Genomic DNA, 18,492 nt, shown 5'->3' on the forward strand with positions numbered 1-18,492 from the left:
TTTTCTGCGCAACTTTGTCTCTGGGTTTGCCGTCTACACTCACCGAAGACCCCGGGATACGGGTGTCTCCCCGACGTAACACCTTGCCCGACTCGGGCGCTGCCGGAAGAACAGACATGGGATTGAAAGGCTGGGCGGGTTGTCTCGTATTCACCCTGTTGGCAGGCTCTGCATGGGCCACCGATCAGGCCCCGATCAAAGCGAAGGCTGAAGAAAAAGCCCAAGTGCTGGAAGAGAAAGCGGCGGACAAGGTTAGCGCCGCACCGGCACCGAAAGCCGAAGCCATCACCCCGACCGAAGTGCAAGCGGTCGACCCGGCCGGCGCGGCGCCGCTGGACGATCCGATCACTTGCCTGGCGCGCAGTATCTATTGGGAAGCCAAAGGCAAAGACACGCCGGAAATGGAAGCGGTGGCCAGTGTGGTGATGAATCGCCTCGGCCACGAAGGTTTCCCCGACACGGTGTGCGCTGTCGTCAAACAAGGTTCGGAAACCAAGAGCTGCCAGTTTTCCTGGTGGTGCGACGGGCGTCCGGATCAGGTCAAGGAAGATGCCGAATACACGCTGGCCAAGGATATCGCCCGCAAAGCGCTGAACCGCCAGCTCAAGGATCGCACCAACGGCGCGCTGTATTTCCACGACCGCAATGTGCATCCGAGCTGGGCCAAGGAATATCGCAAGACCGCTGAAACGAAAAAATTTCTCTTCTACAAACCTGCCGGCGGCGACGCGCGCTAAGCGCAGACCTGCCGCACACAATCACGCAACCAGCGATGCGCCGGGTCAGCGTCCATGCGCGGGTGCCAGAGCATCGACACGCTGATGTCCGGCATCGCGAAGGGCAGGGCGAAACTGTGCAGGCCCGTGCGCAGTTTGCTGGTATGACGCTGCGGGACCGTGGCGATCAGGTCTGACTCACGCACCAGCGTCAGCGCCGCCGAGAATCCACCGAACGAGGTGACGATGTCCCGCGTCAGACCGAGCGCGAGTAACGCTTCGTCTACTGGTCCGCTGCTGCGCCCGCGTCGTGAAATGAGAATGTGCTCGCCGCCGGCAAAGCGCCTGCTGGTGATTTTTCCCGAACGCAAGGCATGCCCCTCTCGAACCACACCGATCCATTGATCCTGAAACAGGATGCGGCTGTGCAGTGTCGGGTCGGTGCTGTCATCGACCACGCCGGTTTCCAGATCGACGCGGCCTTCGCGCAGCGGCGTGCTGTCCTTGTCGGCTTTTTGCACAAAGCGCAGGCGTACATCGGGCGCTTCTGCAGCGATACGCGCGAGCAGGGCAGCGGCGAAGGTTTCAACAAAGCCGTCGGTGTTGCGCAGGGTGAAGGTGCGTTGCAAGCGGCGCGGGTCGAGCACCTCGGCAGGGCGTAAAACCGCCTCGGCTTCCTGCACCAGATGACTGACCCGCTCGCGCAATTCGAGTGCGCGCGGCGTTGGCACCAGGCCACGACCTGCTCGCACCAGCAAGGGATCCCCGGTGGTTTCGCGCAAACGGGCGAGGGCGCGACTCATGGCCGACGGGCTCAACCGCAGGCATTTGGCGGCGCGGGCGACGCTGCCTTCGCGCAGTAACACGTCGAGGGTGATCAGCAGGTTCAGATCCGGGGTGGTCATAACATGGCGTTCCATGCAGGTATTGAGTGCAAAGCATGCGTCTTGCGCCGTGTGTTGTCGAGGCTCAGGCTTTGACGCATCACCTTTGCACTGTGAGCCTGCTATGCCCCAAGAACCTCTGAGCCCTCCCGCCCGCTGGGCGCTGACCAGTCTGGCCTTGTCGATGTTGATGCCTTCCCTGGACACCAGCATCGCCAACGCCGGCTTGCCGATCCTCGCGACGGCGTTCGAGGCGACGTTTCAACAGGTGCAATGGATCGTGCTCGCTTACCTGTTGGCGATCACCACGTTGATCGTCAGCGTCGGGCGTCTGGGCGATGGTTTTGGTCGACGTCGACTGCTGTTGATCGGGATCGGCATTTTCACCAGCGCTTCGTTGGCCTGTGCGCTGGCTCCCGGACTGGGTTGGCTGATCGGCGCACGGGCGGTGCAAGGCGTCGGCGCGGCGATCATGTTCGCTTTGACAGTGGCGTTGGTGGCCGATGCGGTGCCGAAGACGCGGGCAGGCAGTGCGATGGGCTTGCTGGCGACGATGTCGGCGACGGGCACCAGTCTTGGGCCGTCGCTGGGTGGGTTGTTGATGACGCATGTCGGCTGGCAGGCGATTTTCCTGCTCAACGTGCCGCTGGGCTTGCTCAATGTCTGGCTGGTGTATCGCTTTCTGCCGGTGGATCGCGCAGCAGGGCCGCGAGTGACGTTCGATTATTCTGGCAGCGCGGTGCTGGTCTTCACGCTGGCGGCCTATGCGCTGGCAATGACGCAGGAAGGTTTCATGTTGCCGTTGCTGCTGGCCAGCTTGGGCGGCGCGGGCTTGTTCTTCATGATCGAGAAGAAGGCCAAGGCGCCGCTGATACGCTTGTCACTGTTCGCTGACCGGCGATTGAGCAGCAGCCTGGCGCTGACCTTGCTGGTGACGACCGTGATGATGACCACGCTGGTGGTGGGACCGTTTTACCTGAGTCGCGGATTGGGCCTCAGCAGTGCAGTGGTCGGCTTAGCGTTATCGCTCGGGCCGTTGTTGTCTGCGTTTGGCGGTGTGCCGGCCGGGCGTCTGGTGGACCGCTTCGGCGCGCGGCGCATCGTGCCGGGCGCGTTACTCGCCATGGCCTGCGGTTGTGGCTTGTTGGCGCTGTTGCCGATGAGTCTGGGGTTGCCCGCCTATTTGCTGTCGATTGCAGTGGTCGCCGTCGGCTATGCGCTGTTTCAGGCGGCGAACAACACCGGGTTGATGGCCGGAGTTCGTCAGGAGCAACGCGGTGTGGTTTCGGCGATGCTTGGATTGGCACGTAATCTGGGGTTGATCACCGGGGCGGCTGTGATGGGTGCAGTGTTTGCGCTGGCGGCGGGCGATCCGACTCAGGCCCCTGCAACCGCCATTGCCAGCGGCTTGCACATCACTTTTGGCGTCGCGGTGGCATTGATGGCTATGGCTTTGATCATAAGCCGAGCGCAGTTCAACTGTAGGAGTGAGCCTGCTCGCGATAGCGGTGTGTCAGTTAATGAGGATGTTGGCTGAACCACCGCTATCGCGAGCAGGCTCACTCCTACAGGGGATTTGTGCTGTCTTGCCGGGCGGGGAAGAACAGTTCGAAGCAGGTGATGCCATCGGCACTGCTGACGCTATAGCGGCCCTGATGCAACTGCATGATGGTCGCGACGATTGACAAGCCCAAACCATTGGATTGCGCTGAGCGCTCGCGTGACTGATCGACGCGGTAAAAACGCTCGAACAGCCGCGCCAAATGTTCAGGGGCAATGGTTGTGCCCTGATTGCGTACCCGCAGATAACTGCCATCCAACTCGGCAATCGCTTCCACCTGCACCGTCGAATCCGCCGCACCGTACTTGATCGCATTGGCGCACAGGTTGGCTAGCGCACGGCGCAGCAGCATCGGTTCGGCCCAGATCACACCGCTACCACGAGCCTCAATGTACACCCCGACATCAGCCGCCAATCCTTCAAAATAATCGGCAATGCGCTGCATCTCATCCGCCGCGTCCAGCTCCTGGCGCTGGCTCAGCGCACTGGCCGGATCGGTGCGGGCGAGGAACAGCATGTTGTCGAGCATCCGCGTCAGCCGCTCAAGCTCTTCGACGTTAGAGGCGAGCAACTGCTGATAGGCCTCAATGCTACGGTTCTGCTGCAGCGCGACCTGGGTTTCGCCGAGCAGGTTGTTGATCGGCGTGCGCAACTCATGGGCCATGTCGGTGGACACCTGACTCAACTGCGTAAAGCCCTTGGCGAGGCGGTCGAGCATGGCATTGAAGGCTTCGATCATCGGCTGCAATTCTCGTGGTGCACCGCTGCTGGCAAGGCGTTCGCCAAGGTTGCCGACACCAATGCCATGCGCGTGTTTCGCCAGTCGCCGCAACGGCAATAAACCGCGATACACCAGCAGGCAGCCCACCACTGCCAGCAACAGTGCCGCCAGCGAGGCGAGGCCATAAACACTCAAGCGGTAGTTGGCGAGCATCGCCGTGCGCTCGCTCATCAAACGCCCGGTGGTGACTTGCAAGTTGCCCAGTTCGCCGGAATCGATACTCGCCGCCACCGCCGAAAACGGCACGCCGTCGACGCTCGGCAAGTGCTGCACGTCCTTGAGCGTCATCGGCTGGTCGCTGGGCACCGGCGGCAACGTAGGCGTGCTCAGATTGCCCGGATTGACCACCAGCAGCGGCGGTTGCCCCGGCGAGCCAATGGTCAGCAACGCTTCGCGATTACCAAGCATGTTCTGGAACAACGCCGGTTTGTTCTTGATCAATTCGAGGGTGTTGCTGTCATTGAGAAAGGTGCGCAACTGATCGACGCGGCTGACCAGTGAGATGTCGTCGCGGCGAATCAGTTGCGCTTCGAGTTCGCCGTACAGCGCGGCGCCGAGGCCGGCCAGCGAGGCGAACGCGAGCAGGGCAAACACCAGCGCCAGGCGCAGTGTCAGGGAATACGGGCGATGGGCGCTCATGGTTGCGTATCGAAGCGATAGCCGATGCCACGCACGCTATGGATCAGCTTGAGCTGGAACGGGTCATCGATCTTCGCCCGCAAGCGGCGCACCGCGACATCAACCACGTTGGTGTCGCTGTCGAAATTCATGTCCCACACCCGTGAAGCAATCAGCGAACGGGCGAGAACCTGGCCGGTATGAGTGGCGAACAACTGCAGCAACGCGAACTCTTTGTTGGTCAGGGTGATGCGCACCCCGGCGCGGCTTACGCGGCGTTTGAGCACGTCGATCTGCAGGTCGGCGACTTGCAATTGTTCGTCTTCATGGATCGGCCCGCGCCGCGTCAGGGTGCGCAGGCGCGCCACCAGTTCGGCGAAGGAAAACGGCTTGATCAGGTAATCATCAGCACCTAGTTCGAGGCCTTTGACGCGGTCAGCGATATCGTCGCGGGCGGTGAGGAACAGCACCGGCGTATCAGCTTCCTTGCGCAGCCGGCGCAGGACTTCCCAGCCATCCATTTTCGGCATCATCACATCGAGCACGATCACATCGAAACTGTGTTCCAGCGCCAGGTGCAGGCCGTCGGCGCCGTCACGGGCGAGGCTGACGCTGTAACCCAGTTCCTGCAAACCGTTGAGCAGGTAATTGCCGGCCTTGGGTTCGTCTTCGACAACCAGAATATTCATCGATCAGTCTCAATGGTCATTGATGCAGCCGCTGCCTTGTACCTGATAGTCCAGCACATGTTCGCGGCCCTGATGGTCGAGGTAATTCAATTGCGCCGGGACCACGCCACACGCTTGTGAAATATCGGTGCTGGACAGGACTTTGTCGACATCCAGATTGACGTAGAAACCGGATTTGTCATGAATCACGGCGGTGTCGGGCATGTTCGCGGCGAACGCGCTGCCGGTGGCGAGGAGGGCGGTGAAGGCGAGCAGAAGGGTTTTCATGGTCAGTCACTCAGTGGTCGGAGTTGATCGGCATTGGCGCCGGGACAACTTCAGGCTACCGAGCGATCCGCACGGCAAACCGACAGCTGAATGACAAAGTTGTAATGAAACGGTGTACGAAGATTTTCCAGACTCAACTCAAATCCTCGTGGGAGCTGGCTTGCCAGCGATGAGGCCTGCACAGTCAAAATTTCATTGACTGATCCACCGCTATCGCTGGCAAGCCAGCTCCCACAGGGTTACAGGTTGTGCCGTCAGCTCGCGTGGGTGTTGAGGATGCTCGCCACCTGCTGCGGCTGGCAGTTCAGGTACGGCGACGACTTCAGCCAGCGCTGATCCGGGTACCACGAAAACATGAACTGGCCATTCTTCAACCGGTCGATCACCTGCTTGGCGATCTGTGGCCGAACCGCTGGGCAGCCCTGGCTGCGGCCGATGCGCCCCTGTTTCTTGCTCCACAACGGATTCACATAACTGGCGGCGTGAATGACGATCGCGCGATCGCGGGCCATGTCATTGAAACCCGGCTCCAGACCGTCCATGCGCAGCGAATAACCGTGGGTGCCGCTGTAGCTTTCCTGCGTGCGGAACAGGCCAAGGCTCGACTGGTAACTGCCTTCGACATTGGAAAACTGCGTAGCGAAGTTTTCCCCGGAGTTGGAGCCGTGGGCAACCAGATCGCGCAGCACCAGTTTCTTTTTGTTGAGGTCGAAGATCCACAGACGGCGTTCGGTGGATGGCTGCGAATAGTCGATGATCGCCAGATGGCGGGACGGTTTCGCACCGTTGTTGACCGCGCACTGCATGGCGTTCAACGCACCTTTCAGCGCTTGGGGATTGAGTTCTGGCGCGGCGTGCGCGAGGCTGGTGTAGAGAACCGGCGATGGTTTGCCGGCGGCAAAAACTGGACTGGTCACGACGAGAGCGGTGGCAGTCAACAGAAGTCGGCGCAAAAACGTCAACATTTTATAAAGTGTCCTCACTTGCTACTTATTTGGCACTTTGGCTCCTGACTCCCAGTCAATACCCGCAAGCCCGTCGATCGAGCCTGACTCTCAAGCGCACCTGATGTAAGGTTGGCCATCATCTGGACGGCCATGGATTGGAGTAAAGCAGTTGTTCAAAAAGTACGCATGCTACTTGAGCATTTGTTTGCTCGCTGCGCCGTTTGTCGCTTGTGCCGATGAGCCGCTGCCGCCGCTGGAAACACTGCCGACGCCACCGGCAGAAATGCCGGTCGAGCCGCAAAGTCCCTTGCAGGCAGTTTTGATCAGTCTGGCGCAGTCATGCCCGGCGATTGCCGCACATCTCAATGGCCCGGCGCTGACGCAATTGCAGGCCTTCTATCAGCAGCAGGACTGGATGCCGGTGTGGGCGAGTGAATCTGCGCGATTGCCGATGTTGCAGGCGCAATTACAGTTGTTGGCCGATGATGGCCTCAATCCAAAACGCTATCCGATCGCGACCACAGCGCCGCAGGATGGCGAGTTGTGTGCCGACATCGACATCAGCCGCAACTACCTCCAGGCCCTGCAGGATCTGCATTACGGAAGCCTGCTGCAATCACACTTCGAACCGCTGTGGCATGCCGACGCCACCCCACGCGACCGTCAGGCGGAATTGTTGGCCATCGCGGTACCGGGCATGCACGACATTCCCGCCGCGTTCGAACTGGCCCGACCGCGCCTGGCGCAATATCAGGACCTGCGTCAGCTCTACGCTGCGCAACGGCTCAAAGCCTTGCCGCAATGGCAGTCGGTGGGCAGCGGGCCGCTGTTGCGCCCGGCCATGGAAGACAAACGCGTGCCGGAACTGGCCCAGCGTCTTTACAACGAAGGTTATCTGACTCAGGTCGTTGGTACGCCCGGCAATGCTTATGACGGCGTGCTGGTCGACGCCGTGAAGAGTTTTCAGGCCAACCATTCGCTGCAGGCTGACGGTGTAGTCGGGCCGGGCACGATTGCCGAACTCAACATCAGTCCGCTGACCCGTCGCGAGCAGTTGCGGGTCAACCTCGAACGTTTCCGCTGGATGGCTCAGGACATGGAGCCCGATGGCTTGCTGGTCAACGTCGCCGCCGCGGAACTGACGCTGTATCAGGGCGGCGTACCGGTGTGGCAGACGCGCACTCAGGTGGGCCGCGCCGAACGCCAGACGCCGCTGCTGAAATCGCGGGTGACACGCCTGACCCTGAACCCGACCTGGACCGTGCCGCCGACCATCTGGAAAGAAGACAAGCTGCCGGAAATCCGCAAGGACCAGACCTTCCTCAGCCGGCAGAACCTGCAAGTGCTCGACGCCAACGGGCAGCCGCTGGCGGCGGCGGACATCGATTGGGACAACCCCGGCAACATCATGCTGCGTCAGGACGCCGGGCCGCGTAATCCGTTGGGGCAAATGGTCATCCGCTTCCCCAACCCGTTCTCGGTGTACCTGCACGACACGCCAAGCAAGGCGCTGTTCGAAAAAGGACCACGCGCTTTCAGCTCCGGTTGCGTGCGGGTCGAACACCCAATGCAACTGCGTGATCTGCTGCTCACCCCGGCGGAAAAGGCCCGCACCGAAACCTTGCTGGCCACCGGCACCACTCACGAATTTCGCTTGTCGGCACCGGTGCCGATCCTGATGACCTACTGGACGGCCCAGGTCGACAGCAGCGGCCGCGTGCGCTACTCACCGGACATCTACAGTCGCGATAGCGCGTTGCTGGTGGGGCTTGATCGAGCGCACTGAGCCTCAGCGGGTGCTTCGGTTCCAGAACACCCGCGCCAGCCACGCATCGACACTCAACTTGCCCGCCCCGGCGAGCACCAGCGGCAGTAGCGCGGCCAGGTAAATCGCCGGCAGCTTGAAGTTGCCGAAGCCTTTGTTGGTGATCGCATACCCCTGCGCCAGTTCGCTCAGTGACGACCAGTCTGCGGGCCAGTGCACGGCGGCGGTCGCCACGACGGTGACCACGATCAGCGAAACCGCCGAAATGCGCGTGCCGAAGCCAAGCAGAATCGCCAGTGCGCAGATCAGTTCGGCCCACATCGACAGTTCCCAGTTCAGCGTTGCCGGCAGTTGATCGAATGGGAAGGGGAATCTGTCCTGGATGTCTTCGAACCAGTTCTGCCCGTTGAGTTTCTCCAGCCCGGATTCGAAGAATTCCCAGGCGATGAACAGGCGCAGGGTCAGAGGGGCGAGCCAGGTGCCGGCGCGGTCGAGGTTCAGGTGCAGGGTTTTGATGGCGGTTGAAAGGGTGGCGGTCATGATGCAGCTCCGGTGAGTTGAGTGAAATCGACCGGGGCATTTCAGCGTTGGGGTGTATCGGGTGTGTGTCGACGGTGTGGGGATTGTGCTTTTGGTGTGTCTGCGGCTTCGGGATATACAGTGCGATACAGTCAAAGGCCCCTCACCCCAGCCCTCTCACGGGGGGAGAGGGGGCTGACCGAGTTGTCTTGCGTCATCCATCGACCTGAGAAATCCGGTCGATTATGGATCTAAGTTTTGGCGATCATGGATTCACAGACGCTATTTCAGGTCGGCGTAAAATCTCCCATCTTCCCCAATCAGTCCTCTTTGCCTCTGGGAGAGAGCTAGTGAGGGCAGTCGATTATAGGTTTGAGAAGTCTTGTCGATCGTGGATTCACAGATGCTATTTCAGGTCGGTGTAAATCTCCAATATCCCCCAATCAGTCACCTCTACCTCTGGGAGAGGGCTAGGGTGAGGGCAACGGTTTAGGCACCCGCCACAAATACCACGCCGCCACCGTCCGATACGGCCGCCAAGCCAACCCGATCTCAACCATCTGCCTACGCGTAGGCTGCACCTCCAACCCCTTCAATCGCCGATACCCCTCGCGCACACCAAAGTCATCCGCCGGCAAAATATCCATGCGCTCCAGGCTGTAGATCAGCAACATCTCCATCGTCCAGCGACCGACCCCGCGCAAACTGACCAAACGCTCGATCAACGCCTCGTCATCCATCGCCAGCGCCGTAGCGTAATCCGGCACCACACCCGCCAGCGTCGCCTGAGCAATCCCCTGAATCGTCGCAATCTTGCTCGCCGAAAACCCGCAACCGCGCATGCGATCAAACTCCGTCGCCAGAATCTGCTCGGGACGAGGAAACGTCTGACCGGGAAACAATCCCACCAAGCGCCCGACAATCGCATCGCCGGCCTTGGCATGCAGCTGCTGATAAGCAATCGCCCGCACCAATGACTCGTACGGATCACGCGCCGGATGCGGTTGATGCAGGCACGGGCCGACCGCTTCGATATGGCGCCGCCAGTGCGGATCAAGCGCGGCCAGAAACGCGCTGGCCGCTTGATAGTCGTCAGCCATTTATTTCAGCAAGCCGTTGACTTCGCCGTAGGTGAACGCCTTGAGTTCATGGCTGTCGAGTTTGCCGCTGGCCAGAAAGCTTTTCACCAGCCCGCCCATCGCGCCATAGAGGAATTCGGCAATGCCGGAGCCGGCGCTCAAGCGGCGTACGCCCAGCGCCAGCAGCTCTTCAGTCGACGGCAAACACGCGAAGCCAAGCACGTTGACCGGCAGCGCCGTGCCCTTGCAGATTGCCTCGATTTCATAGGCACTCGTGACGCCCGCCGCGAACAGGCCATCGGCACCGGCCGCTTGATATAACGCAGCGCGACGCAGGGTTTCGGCGACGCGATCTTCGGCCGGAACCAGGCTTTTCAGATAGACGTCGGTGCGCGCATTGATGAACAGCTGCACCTCGCGCTTGTTGGCCACCTGACGTGCCACTTCGATCTTGCGCGCGAGCAACTCCGGATCCGCAGAACCGTCCTCGATATTGATGCCAACAGCACCCGCCGCAATCACCGCATCCAACACTTCCGCCACGCGCCCGAGGTCGTCGGAATAACCGGCCTCGACGTCCACGGTCAACGGCACGCTGATCACCCGGGCGATGGCTTCTACCGTCGACACCAGCCGTTCGAGGGGCAGAGCGTTGCCGTCCGGGTAGCCGTGGGCCCAGGCCACTGCGGCGCTGCTGGTGGCCACGGCTTTACCGCCCAGGTGCTCGACCAGTCGCGCGCCGGTGGCGTCGCCGACGTTGGTCAGCATCAACAGGCCTTGCTGGTGCAACTGGTGAAACTGCGTAGCGAGCGCGTTCATCAAAAATCCTTCTTGTCAGTTGATTCGATCCGTCAGAATGCCAGGGGTTGCGTGAGCTGCACGGCGGCGTTTTCCAGTCGCAGCAGAAACGCTTTGCGCGGCTGCCCACCACCATAGCCGGTCAGCGAGCCATCCGCGCCGATCACGCGATGACAAGGCACCACAATCGACAGCCGATTGTGCCCGTTGGCCAGGCCGACCGCGCGACTGGCGCCGGGTTTGCCCAAACCGGCGGCGATGGCGCCGTAGGTGCTGGTGTGGCCGTAAGGGATTTGCAGCAGCGCCGACCAGACCTGCCGGGCGAACTCGCTGCCGGGCAGGTGCAATGGCACGGTAAAGGTATTCAGCTGGCCGGCGAAATACTGCGCCAGTTGCGCCTCGATCTGCTGCAAATGCGCGTTGTGCCCCGGCGCCACCGCGTAACCGTAGCGGTTCTGCAATTCCTCGACTTCGCGGGTCAGTGCCGGGCGATCAAGAAACTCCAGCAACACCAGGCCACGGCGTTCGGCCATGGCAATCATCGGCCCCAGTGGCGTGGTCAACCGGGTGAACAGCAGCGGCTCGCTGTGTCCGGCGCGGCCCGGGGTGATGTGGAAGGACTTCTGAAAGGCATCGCGAAAACCGCTGAGCGATTCATAACCCGAATCAAACGCGGCGTGATCAATCGAGATGCCTTGCTTGATCCCGCCCAGCGCCATGCCCAAGCGGCGCGTGCGCAGCCACGCATGGAAGGTCATGCCGAAATGCTGCTTGAACCAGCGCCGCAGCTTCAGCGGTTCGATGCCTTCAGCGAGCAATTGTGCGTCGCTCCAGCGCACCTCCGGATCGGCGTCCACGGCGTTGAGCAGCCGTTGCACCCAGTCCGGGGCGATGGCTGCGGCATCCAGTGGTTTGCAGCGCAGGCAGGCGCGATAGCCCGCCGACAGGCAGTCGTCGGCGTGGGCGAAGAACTCGACGTTCTCCGGTTTCGGTTTGCGCGCCGTGCAACTGGGGCGGCAGAAGATCCCGGTGGTTTTCACGGCCGTGAAGAACACGCCCTCGTAGGCAGTGTCGCGTTCGAGCATGGCGCGAACCATCTCGGCGTGGGGCGGCAGGACAGCGGTTTGTATGTTCATGGGCTGAGAGTAAAACCAGTTTGTCGATGGCTCCACCGAAAAATCGACAGTGAATTTTCAACCCCTCTGAACTACCGTGTAGGAGCTGCCACAGGCTGCGATCTTGATCGTTCCCACGCTCTGCGTGGGAATGCAGCCCGGGACGCTCCGCGTCCCAAAATCCCAGATCGCCGCTATCGGCAGCTCCTACCGTTTGTTGAGGTGTGTCCGATGCATCCGTTTTCCATCCAGCATATCGATCACATCGTCCTGCGCGTCGCGGACCTGCCGCGCAGCATCGACTTCTACAGCCAGGTGTTCGGTGCCGAAGTGGTCAAGCGCAACGAACCGTTGGGCCTGATACACCTGCGCGCCGGCACGTCGATGATCGACCTCGTCGACCTGCAAGGCGAACTCGGCCGCAAGGGCGGCGGGGCGGCCGGCAGCGAACGGCGTAACGTCGATCACTTCTGCCTGCGCATCGAGCCGTTCGACGAAGAAGCACTGCGCGCGCACTTGCAATCCTTCGGCTTGAGCGTGGCCAAAGCCGAGTCACGCTTCGGCGCCGAGGGCAAAGGGCTGTCGCTGTACTGCTTCGACCCGGACGGCAATCAGGTCGAACTCAAAGGCCCGTCCGAGGCTTAAGCGCGTTTGGCCATCAACAGCACCGAAGCCGCCGCCGACAGCAGGCCTGCGCAGCAACGATTGAAGATTCGTTTGCCGCGCGGCTCGGCGAACCAGCGGCGCATGTGCAGGCCCATCCAGGCGTAGGCGCTGATGGCGATCCACTCCAATAAAAGGAACAGCACGCCGAGTACGGCGAATTGCGCCGCCACCGGGCGCGCCGGGTCGACGAATTGCGGCAGAAACGCGGTGAACAGCAAAATCGCCTTCGGATTGCCCGCCGCCACCAGAAACTCCTGTCGTGCTAAAGCAAAGAAGCCAACGGTCCCGCCTGTTACTTGCTGCTCGGCCTCGGGATTGGCCCGCCACAATTGCCAGGCCAGGTACAACAGATACGCCGCGCCGACGATCTTGATCGCATGGAACAACCATTCCGAAGTCTGCAACACCACTGAGAGACCGGCACCGGCCAGTGCGATCATCCCGGCGAACGCCAGAATCCGTCCGATGCCCGCCGTGCAGGCGCGGCGAAAGCCATAACGCGTGGCGTTGCTGACCGACAGCAGATTGTTTGGCCCGGGGGCCATGTTCAGGGCGAAGCAGGCCGGAAGAAACAGGATGAGCGTGGCGAGATCCATGACGGCACTCCAGAAACGAGAGCGATATTTTTAGCACAGCCTCCGGGCGCTCAGACCCATACAGTCACGCGGCGCTGTCGGGGTACAGCGCCCGGTGCCGTTGGGCAACGCGGTCGAACTTTTTGCAGATGCCTTCACTCTGAATGACTCAGAGGGTGATGGTTTCGGCAGAAATATCTATCCGGCCGGTCAGAAACCGCGATAGCCGTGTAAAATTTCACCGACGTTGCATTCACCCCGTTTGGCCCCCGGCGGCCCCACCAAGAGCGATCTACATGCAAGCAAAGGCCCGTGAAGTTTATGTGCCACCGGTGCTGCAAGATCTGCGAGCCGGCACTGCCGAACTGCACATCGCACTGGAAAAACGCCTTCCTTTTTTCTCCGATACCCTCGATACCCAGGCTTTTGTGCGGTTGATGCAGGCTTATTACGGCTTCTATCTGCCGCTGGAAAACGCCTTGCTCCGCAGTGATGCAATTCCTGCCGATTTTGATCTGACGCCTCGACTCAAAGCGCCAACCTTGCGCACTGATCTGCACGCGCTGGGCGTATCTGCCGAAGCGCTGCAAAACCTGCCGCAGTGCGAGCAGTTGCCGGTCATCGACTCAAGCGCTGCCTGCCTTGGCGTGCTCTACGTCCTCGAGGGGGCGACGCTGGGCGGGCAGATTCTGCGCCGGGAAATCTCGACGCGGTTAGGCCTGGAAGCCGATAACGGCGCGGCTTTTCTCGATATCTACGGCGCCGCCACGGGCCGGCGCTGGCGTGACTTTATCGAATACCTCGGCAGTCGGCCAATGAGCGCCGCCGAGCGCGGCGCTGTCGTCACCGCCGCACAAACCACATTCAGCTGTTTCGAGCGCTGGCTCGAAAGCCGGGAGGTACTGGCATGAACCCGCAAGACAAAGAAGCCTTTGAAGAACTGCTGGCCAACTGTGCCGACGAGCCGATTCGTTTCCCCGGTGCGATCCAGCCCCACGGCTTGCTGTTGACCCTGAGCGAACCTGCATTGGCGATCATTCAGGTCAGCGCCAACGTCGAAAGCCTGCTGGCCCGGGTGCCGCAAAGCCTGATCGGCCAGCCACTGGAAAGCCTGATCGGCGACGCCGAAGCGGCGCAAGTGCGCGAAGCTTTACTGCAACCGTCGCTGTCCGATGTGCAGCCGCTGCGCTTCAGGCTCAACGGCACGGCATTCGAGGGTTTGCTGCACCGCCATCAAGGTGTGCTGATTCTGGAGCTGGAAATCCACGTGGAAAATTTCCAGCCGCGCAATGTCGCCGGCAATCAAACGCATCTGGGGCGCATGCTCCAGCGTCTGCAAGGGGCCACCACGTTGCAGGCGCTGTATGACATCAGCGTCAAGGAAATTCAGGCCATGACCGGTTACGACCGGGTGTTGATCTATCGTTTCGAGGAGGAGGGCCACGGCCAGGTGATCGCCGAAGCCTCCGACCCGTCGATGGAAGTATTCAATGGCCTGTTTTTCCCAGCGTCGGACATTCCCGAACAGGCGCGCGAGCTGTATCGCACCAATTGGCTGCGGATTATCCCCAATGCCGACTACCAACCGGTGCCGCTGGTGCCTAAGCTGCGCCCGGACACGAACACGCCGCTGGACCTGAGTTTCGCCACCCTGCGCAGTGTGTCGCCGATCCACTGCCAGTACATGAAAAACATGGGCGTGTTGTCGTCGATGAGCATTTCCCTGCTCAAGGGTGACAAGCTTTGGGGCCTGATCAGTTGCGGCAATCGTCAGCCACTGCACGTGCCGCATGAGTTGCGTGCGGCGTGCCAGACCATCGGCCAGGTACTGTCGTTGCAGATTAGCGCCATGGAAGCGCTGGAGATCAGCCGTCAGCGTGAAGAAAAAGTCGAAGCCTTGGCGCTGCTCAATCAGGCGATGATCGACTCGCCGCAGAATGTCTTCGACGGTCTGGCCAATCAACCGCAGACGTTGATGGCGCTGACCAATGCCGGCGGCATCGCGATCATCGAAGACAAACAACTGCACCGTTACGGCAACTGCCCGGAACCGGAAGACATTCGCGCCTTGCACAAGTGGCTGCAGGACAGCGGCGAGGCGGTGTTTGCCAGTCATCACCTGGCCAGCGTCTACCCGCCGGCCGCGCAATATCAGCAGGTGGCCAGCGGCGTGCTTGCCATGAGCCTGCCGAAACCGGTGGACAACGGCGTGTTCTGGTTCCGTCCGGAGGTCAAGGAGAACATCAATTGGAGCGGCGATCCGCGCAAGCCGCTGGACCTGGAAAACTCCGGCGCCGGCCTGCGTTTGCGCCCGCGTACCTCGTTCGAAATCTGGAAAGTAGAGATGGCCGGGATCTCCACCAAGTGGAGCCACGGTGATTTGTTCGCCGCCAATGATCTGCGCCGTTCGGCACTGGAAAACGATCTGGCCCGGCAGGTCCGCCGTGAGCAGGAAGCGGTGCGCGCCCGCGATGAATTGGTGGCGGTGGTGTCGCACGATCTGCGTAACCCGATGACCGTGATCTCGATGCTCTGCGGCATGATGCAGAAGGCTTTCAGCTCCGACGGCCCGCACACTTCGCGCAGGATCTCCACGGCCATCGACACCATGCAGCAGGCCGCCGGGCGCATGAATACGCTGTTGGAGGACCTGCTCGACACCTCGAAAATCGACGCCGGGCGCTACTCCATCACCCCGCAGAAACTCGATGTCGGGCAGATGTTCGAGGAGGCGCAGGCGTTGCTCGCGCCGCTGGCGTTGGACAAGGACATCAGCATTTCCTTCGCCGCCGACCCCGATCTGCGTATCCATGCCGACCCCGAGCGGCTGTTTCAGGTGCTGTCTAATCTGGTCGGCAACGCGATCAAGTTCACCCCGCGCCTGGGCACGGTGGGCGTGCATGCCACGTCGGTCGGCGATGATATCGTTTTCACTGTGCGCGACAGCGGCGAGGGCATTCCCAAGGAACATCTGCCGCACGTCTTTGACCGTTACTGGACGGTGAAAGAGGGCAATCCGACCGGCACCGGTCTGGGGTTATACATCACCCAAGGTATCGTCGAAGCCCATGGCGGGCGGATCTTCGCCGAGAGTGAACCGGGGCAGGGCAGCGAGTTCCGCTTCACCGTGCCGCGTTTGGACTGATCGTCTTTTTATGTGTGGGAGCGAGCCTGCTCGCGAATGGGGTCGTCCTGGCAATGCAGTGCTGAATGACCCACCGCATTCGTCGGAACGCCGCCCGGAGCAGGCTCGCTCCCACAGGGGATTTGTGTCGTTTGATCGTTCCCACGCTCTGCGTGGGAATGCCTCAACGGACGCTCTGCGTTCGGCTCTGGAAGGGACGCGGAGCGTCCCGGGCTACATTCCCACGCAGAGCGTGGGAACGATCAGGATCACAGGGGCATTTTCTTCAATACCGAGGACCGGGTGCTCGCTACCGTGAGCACCTTGTTCCTCGATTTGAAGCAGGTGTGCGATGAGTCTGATTGTTTCCATGGCGGCTTTTGCGTTGGCTGCGTCGATCACGCCGGGGCCGGTGAATATCGTGGCGTTGAGTTCCGGGGCGCAGTTCGGTTTTCGCGCCAGTCAGCGGCATGTTGCCGGAGCGACGCTGGGGTTTGTGCTGTTGCTGGTGTTGATGGGATTGGGCCTGCATGAGGTGTTGAAGCTCTGGCCGTTCATGACCCGTGTGGTGCAACTGGCCGGCGTGGCGTTTCTGCTGTTCATGGCGTGGAAACTGGCCATGGATGACGGACAGTTGAATGCCGGTGAGTCAGGGCGGGCGCCATCGATGCTGTATGGCGCGGTGATGCAATGGCTCAACCCGAAAGCCTGGCTGGCATGCGTCGCGGGTATGGGCGCGTTTGTCGCTGATGGCGAGGCGCGGCTGGTGTGGCAGTTTGCGGCGGTGTATCTGGTGATTTGTTATCTGTCGGTCGGCTGCTGGGCGTATGCCGGGACGTTTTTGCGTGGGTATTTGAGCAATGCGGCGGGAATGCGTTGGTTCAATCGGGTGATGGCGGGGTTGTTGGCCGTCAGCGCGATATACCTGCTGCTACCGTAAACCCTGTAGGAGTGAGCCTGCTCGCGATAGCGGTGTATCAGTCAATATAAATGTCGATTGATAGACCGCTATCGCGAGCAGGCTCACTCCTACAATGGATCACGGGTAGCCGAGAGATTGATTAGTTGAATGGCTGCTGAAACGCGCCACCTTCGATGTGCCAGACCTTCGGCTCGTCCGAAAAATACTCCTCCAGGCCCAGCATGAACAGCCGATGGTCTTCACTCGCTTCAAACCCCGGCGTGTGATCCTCAAGGGATTGCCAGCGCACAATCAAATTGAACACCTCAGGCGTTTCGATTCCTGGCGCGAGCAGGTGGCCGCCGTAACCCTTTGCCCGTTTGAGCAAAGGCTCGACCTCGGCGAACGCACGCCGAAACGCTTCAGTTTGTTCTTGGTGAACGGGTAGTAGAGCGATCTCGTAAACCATGATGTTCTCCTCGAAGTGAGTTCAGCGATTGTCGACTTGAGACGACGGCATGACAGCAATCGCGATCTTCCCTTGGAGGCCGTTGTTGGGCGTCTCCAGCCGGGCCTGGGCCAGGCCGATGTCGGCCAGCGCATAGACCGCGCCAACGTGCGGGCGCAACTGACCGTTGGCGATCAATGCGCTCAACTCATCGAGTTTGCCGCGATTCTGTCGGGTGAAAACGAAGTGGTAGCTGGCGTTCTTGCCCCAGGCCTGAATCAGGTTTTGCGGCTGGGCAAGGTCCACGATCGACACCACGCGGCCAAGCTGTGCGAGGGCGTCGGGACTGCGCGCCAAGGTGTTGCCGCCGATGGTATCGAACACCACATCGACGCCGTGGCCAGCGGTTTCGCGCAGGATCGCCTCGACGTAATCTTCCTTTTCGTAGTCGATCAGCACATCGGCGCCCATACGCTGGGCGAACTCGAAATTGCCTTCACGCACGGTAGTAAAAACCTTCGCGCCGATGGCTTTGGCCAACTGGATTGCGACATGACCGACGCCACCCGCGCCGCCATGGATCAGAATGCTCTCGCCGACTCTGAGCGCCGCCCGCACGACCAGCGCTTCCCACGCCGTGCCGCCAACCAGACTCAGGCTTGCCGCTTCAAGGTGGCTCAGTGCGGGCGGCTTCTTGCCGATAATGCTTTCGGCCGCCACGTGGTATTCGGCATAACTGCCTGGGCCGTCGAAAATCTGCGGGGTGTACCAGACTTCGTCACCCGGCCCGAACGCCGTCACCCCCGGCCCGACGGCTTCGACAACGCCGGAGACGTCGTGCCCGGTAATGGCGGGGAGGGGCACCAGATCGGCATAGTCGCCACGGCGAACCTGATAATCCAGCGGGTTGATGGAGGTAGCGTGCACCCGTACCAGCACTTCGCCCGCTTGTGGCACTGGCTTGGGTACCTCACAAAGTTCGAACGATTGCGCGCCGCCAAATGAAGTAAGGATCATCGCTTGCATTGCATTTCCTCGT

19 protein-coding genes are annotated in these 18,492 nt (G+C 61.1%); 7 read left to right on the top strand and 12 right to left on the bottom strand.

Translation table 11 applies throughout. From position 1 onward, the window contains the following. Window positions 1-116 precede the first annotated feature (116 nt). A complete protein-coding gene (locus tag CKW14_RS02750; RefSeq protein WP_034155563.1) occupies window positions 117-737 on the top strand; it encodes a cell wall hydrolase in 621 nt (206 codons plus the stop codon). Here the strand turns inward: CKW14_RS02750 and CKW14_RS02755 are convergent. Continuing rightward, window positions 734-1,621, bottom strand: coding sequence for a LysR family transcriptional regulator (locus CKW14_RS02755; RefSeq protein WP_095124588.1), 888 nt, complete (start codon window positions 1,619-1,621; stop codon window positions 734-736). The two genes, CKW14_RS02750 and CKW14_RS02755, sit on opposite strands and share 4 nt — an antisense overlap. A gap of 103 nt (window positions 1,622-1,724) precedes the next feature. On the opposite strand from CKW14_RS02755, the gene CKW14_RS02760 reads away from it, so the two are divergent. Further along, on the top strand, window positions 1,725-3,137 hold the full coding sequence (locus CKW14_RS02760) for an MFS transporter (RefSeq protein ID WP_095124589.1): 1,413 nt from the start codon (window positions 1,725-1,727) through the stop codon (window positions 3,135-3,137). Between the two features lie 28 nt (window positions 3,138-3,165). Here CKW14_RS02760 and CKW14_RS02765 read toward each other — a convergent pair whose 3' ends face one another. From CKW14_RS02765 to CKW14_RS02780, 4 genes are all read right to left on the bottom strand, one after another. Continuing rightward, window positions 3,166-4,581: a heavy metal sensor histidine kinase gene (locus CKW14_RS02765; RefSeq protein ID WP_095124590.1), complete on the bottom strand. Its 1,416-nt coding sequence runs from the start codon at window positions 4,579-4,581 to the stop codon at window positions 3,166-3,168. Further along, window positions 4,578-5,249, bottom strand: a complete 672-nt coding sequence (locus tag CKW14_RS02770; RefSeq protein ID WP_007918415.1) for a heavy metal response regulator transcription factor — start codon at window positions 5,247-5,249, stop codon at window positions 4,578-4,580. The genes CKW14_RS02765 and CKW14_RS02770 overlap by 4 nt, the downstream gene beginning before the upstream one ends. Before the next feature lie 9 nt (window positions 5,250-5,258). Then, window positions 5,259-5,516, bottom strand: a complete 258-nt coding sequence (locus CKW14_RS02775; RefSeq protein ID WP_064389346.1) for a DUF2790 domain-containing protein — start codon at window positions 5,514-5,516, stop codon at window positions 5,259-5,261. Window positions 5,517-5,770: 254 nt separating this feature from the next. Beyond that, window positions 5,771-6,481, bottom strand: coding sequence for a murein L,D-transpeptidase catalytic domain family protein (locus CKW14_RS02780; protein ID WP_095047934.1), 711 nt, complete (start codon window positions 6,479-6,481; stop codon window positions 5,771-5,773). A gap of 151 nt (window positions 6,482-6,632) precedes the next feature. On the opposite strand from CKW14_RS02780, the gene CKW14_RS02785 reads away from it, so the two are divergent. Then, the gene (locus CKW14_RS02785; protein ID WP_095124591.1) at window positions 6,633-8,249 is read left to right on the top strand and encodes a murein L,D-transpeptidase; all 1,617 of its coding nucleotides are present in this window, start codon (window positions 6,633-6,635) and stop codon (window positions 8,247-8,249) included. A 3-nt stretch (window positions 8,250-8,252) separates the two neighbouring features. Here CKW14_RS02785 and CKW14_RS02790 read toward each other — a convergent pair whose 3' ends face one another. From CKW14_RS02790 to CKW14_RS02805, 4 genes are all read right to left on the bottom strand, one after another. Continuing rightward, window positions 8,253-8,768, bottom strand: a complete 516-nt coding sequence (locus CKW14_RS02790; protein ID WP_095124592.1) for a DoxX family protein — start codon at window positions 8,766-8,768, stop codon at window positions 8,253-8,255. Between the two features lie 449 nt (window positions 8,769-9,217). After that, entirely contained in the window at window positions 9,218-9,847 is a 630-nt protein-coding gene (locus CKW14_RS02795; RefSeq protein WP_095124593.1) for a DNA-3-methyladenine glycosylase, read from the bottom strand. Next, the gene (locus CKW14_RS02800; RefSeq protein ID WP_095124594.1) at window positions 9,848-10,645 is read right to left on the bottom strand and encodes an isocitrate lyase/phosphoenolpyruvate mutase family protein; all 798 of its coding nucleotides are present in this window, start codon (window positions 10,643-10,645) and stop codon (window positions 9,848-9,850) included. It lies immediately after the preceding gene. A 32-nt stretch (window positions 10,646-10,677) separates the two neighbouring features. Beyond that, the gene (locus tag CKW14_RS02805; protein ID WP_095124595.1) at window positions 10,678-11,760 is read right to left on the bottom strand and encodes a bifunctional transcriptional activator/DNA repair enzyme AdaA; all 1,083 of its coding nucleotides are present in this window, start codon (window positions 11,758-11,760) and stop codon (window positions 10,678-10,680) included. Between the two features lie 210 nt (window positions 11,761-11,970). On the opposite strand from CKW14_RS02805, the gene CKW14_RS02810 reads away from it, so the two are divergent. Next, the gene (locus tag CKW14_RS02810; protein ID WP_095047928.1) at window positions 11,971-12,384 is read left to right on the top strand and encodes a VOC family protein; all 414 of its coding nucleotides are present in this window, start codon (window positions 11,971-11,973) and stop codon (window positions 12,382-12,384) included. Here the strand turns inward: CKW14_RS02810 and CKW14_RS02815 are convergent. Next, window positions 12,381-13,001 (bottom strand): LysE family translocator, encoded by a 621-nt coding sequence (locus tag CKW14_RS02815; RefSeq protein ID WP_095124596.1) that lies wholly within the window; start codon window positions 12,999-13,001, stop codon window positions 12,381-12,383. The genes CKW14_RS02810 and CKW14_RS02815 overlap by 4 nt on opposite strands. A gap of 275 nt (window positions 13,002-13,276) precedes the next feature. Between CKW14_RS02815 and CKW14_RS02820 the strand changes: the two genes are divergently transcribed. The 3 genes from CKW14_RS02820 to CKW14_RS02830 all read left to right on the top strand — a co-directional run bounded on the left by CKW14_RS02820 (window position 13,277) and on the right by CKW14_RS02830 (window position 17,044). Then, a complete protein-coding gene (locus CKW14_RS02820) occupies window positions 13,277-13,891 on the top strand; it encodes a biliverdin-producing heme oxygenase (RefSeq protein WP_095124597.1) in 615 nt (204 codons plus the stop codon). After that, window positions 13,888-16,125, top strand: coding sequence for an ATP-binding protein (locus CKW14_RS02825; RefSeq protein ID WP_095124598.1), 2,238 nt, complete (start codon window positions 13,888-13,890; stop codon window positions 16,123-16,125). Before CKW14_RS02820 ends, CKW14_RS02825 begins: the two co-directional genes overlap by 4 nt. A gap of 331 nt (window positions 16,126-16,456) precedes the next feature. After that, complete coding sequence (locus CKW14_RS02830) at window positions 16,457-17,044, top strand: LysE family translocator (protein ID WP_095047924.1); 588 nt, start codon at window positions 16,457-16,459, stop codon at window positions 17,042-17,044. Window positions 17,045-17,165: 121 nt separating this feature from the next. On the opposite strand, the gene CKW14_RS02835 is transcribed toward CKW14_RS02830, so the two are convergent. Then, complete coding sequence (locus CKW14_RS02835; protein ID WP_095047923.1) at window positions 17,166-17,474, bottom strand: antibiotic biosynthesis monooxygenase; 309 nt, start codon at window positions 17,472-17,474, stop codon at window positions 17,166-17,168. A gap of 21 nt (window positions 17,475-17,495) precedes the next feature. Beyond that, on the bottom strand, window positions 17,496-18,479 hold the full coding sequence (locus tag CKW14_RS02840) for a zinc-dependent alcohol dehydrogenase family protein (RefSeq protein ID WP_095124599.1): 984 nt from the start codon (window positions 18,477-18,479) through the stop codon (window positions 17,496-17,498). Window positions 18,480-18,492: the final 13 nt, after the last annotated feature.

Source organism: Pseudomonas sp. Irchel s3a12 (assembly GCF_900187485.1).
GTDB lineage: Bacteria > Pseudomonadota > Gammaproteobacteria > Pseudomonadales > Pseudomonadaceae > Aquipseudomonas > Aquipseudomonas neuropathica.

What these genes read in the sequence shown, in the direction of transcription:
- CKW14_RS02750 (WP_034155563.1), top strand. Translation starts at nt 117, where the DNA reads ATGGGATTGAAAGGCTGGGCGGGTTGTCTCGTATTCACCCTGTTGGCA.
- CKW14_RS02755 (WP_095124588.1), bottom strand. Translation starts at nt 1,621, where the DNA reads ATGACCACCCCGGATCTGAACCTGCTGATCACCCTCGACGTGTTACTG.
- CKW14_RS02760 (WP_095124589.1), top strand. Translation starts at nt 1,725, where the DNA reads ATGCCCCAAGAACCTCTGAGCCCTCCCGCCCGCTGGGCGCTGACCAGT.
- CKW14_RS02765 (WP_095124590.1), bottom strand. Translation starts at nt 4,581, where the DNA reads ATGAGCGCCCATCGCCCGTATTCCCTGACACTGCGCCTGGCGCTGGTG.
- CKW14_RS02770 (WP_007918415.1), bottom strand. Translation starts at nt 5,249, where the DNA reads ATGAATATTCTGGTTGTCGAAGACGAACCCAAGGCCGGCAATTACCTG.
- CKW14_RS02775 (WP_064389346.1), bottom strand. Translation starts at nt 5,516, where the DNA reads ATGAAAACCCTTCTGCTCGCCTTCACCGCCCTCCTCGCCACCGGCAGC.
- CKW14_RS02780 (WP_095047934.1), bottom strand. Translation starts at nt 6,481, where the DNA reads ATGTTGACGTTTTTGCGCCGACTTCTGTTGACTGCCACCGCTCTCGTC.
- CKW14_RS02790 (WP_095124592.1), bottom strand. Translation starts at nt 8,768, where the DNA reads ATGACCGCCACCCTTTCAACCGCCATCAAAACCCTGCACCTGAACCTC.
- CKW14_RS02795 (WP_095124593.1), bottom strand. Translation starts at nt 9,847, where the DNA reads ATGGCTGACGACTATCAAGCGGCCAGCGCGTTTCTGGCCGCGCTTGAT.
- CKW14_RS02800 (WP_095124594.1), bottom strand. Translation starts at nt 10,645, where the DNA reads ATGAACGCGCTCGCTACGCAGTTTCACCAGTTGCACCAGCAAGGCCTG.
- CKW14_RS02805 (WP_095124595.1), bottom strand. Translation starts at nt 11,760, where the DNA reads ATGAACATACAAACCGCTGTCCTGCCGCCCCACGCCGAGATGGTTCGC.
- CKW14_RS02810 (WP_095047928.1), top strand. Translation starts at nt 11,971, where the DNA reads ATGCATCCGTTTTCCATCCAGCATATCGATCACATCGTCCTGCGCGTC.
- CKW14_RS02815 (WP_095124596.1), bottom strand. Translation starts at nt 13,001, where the DNA reads ATGGATCTCGCCACGCTCATCCTGTTTCTTCCGGCCTGCTTCGCCCTG.
- CKW14_RS02820 (WP_095124597.1), top strand. Translation starts at nt 13,277, where the DNA reads ATGCAAGCAAAGGCCCGTGAAGTTTATGTGCCACCGGTGCTGCAAGAT.
- CKW14_RS02825 (WP_095124598.1), top strand. Translation starts at nt 13,888, where the DNA reads ATGAACCCGCAAGACAAAGAAGCCTTTGAAGAACTGCTGGCCAACTGT.
- CKW14_RS02830 (WP_095047924.1), top strand. Translation starts at nt 16,457, where the DNA reads ATGAGTCTGATTGTTTCCATGGCGGCTTTTGCGTTGGCTGCGTCGATC.
- CKW14_RS02835 (WP_095047923.1), bottom strand. Translation starts at nt 17,474, where the DNA reads ATGGTTTACGAGATCGCTCTACTACCCGTTCACCAAGAACAAACTGAA.
- CKW14_RS02840 (WP_095124599.1), bottom strand. Translation starts at nt 18,479, where the DNA reads ATGCAAGCGATGATCCTTACTTCATTTGGCGGCGCGCAATCGTTCGAA.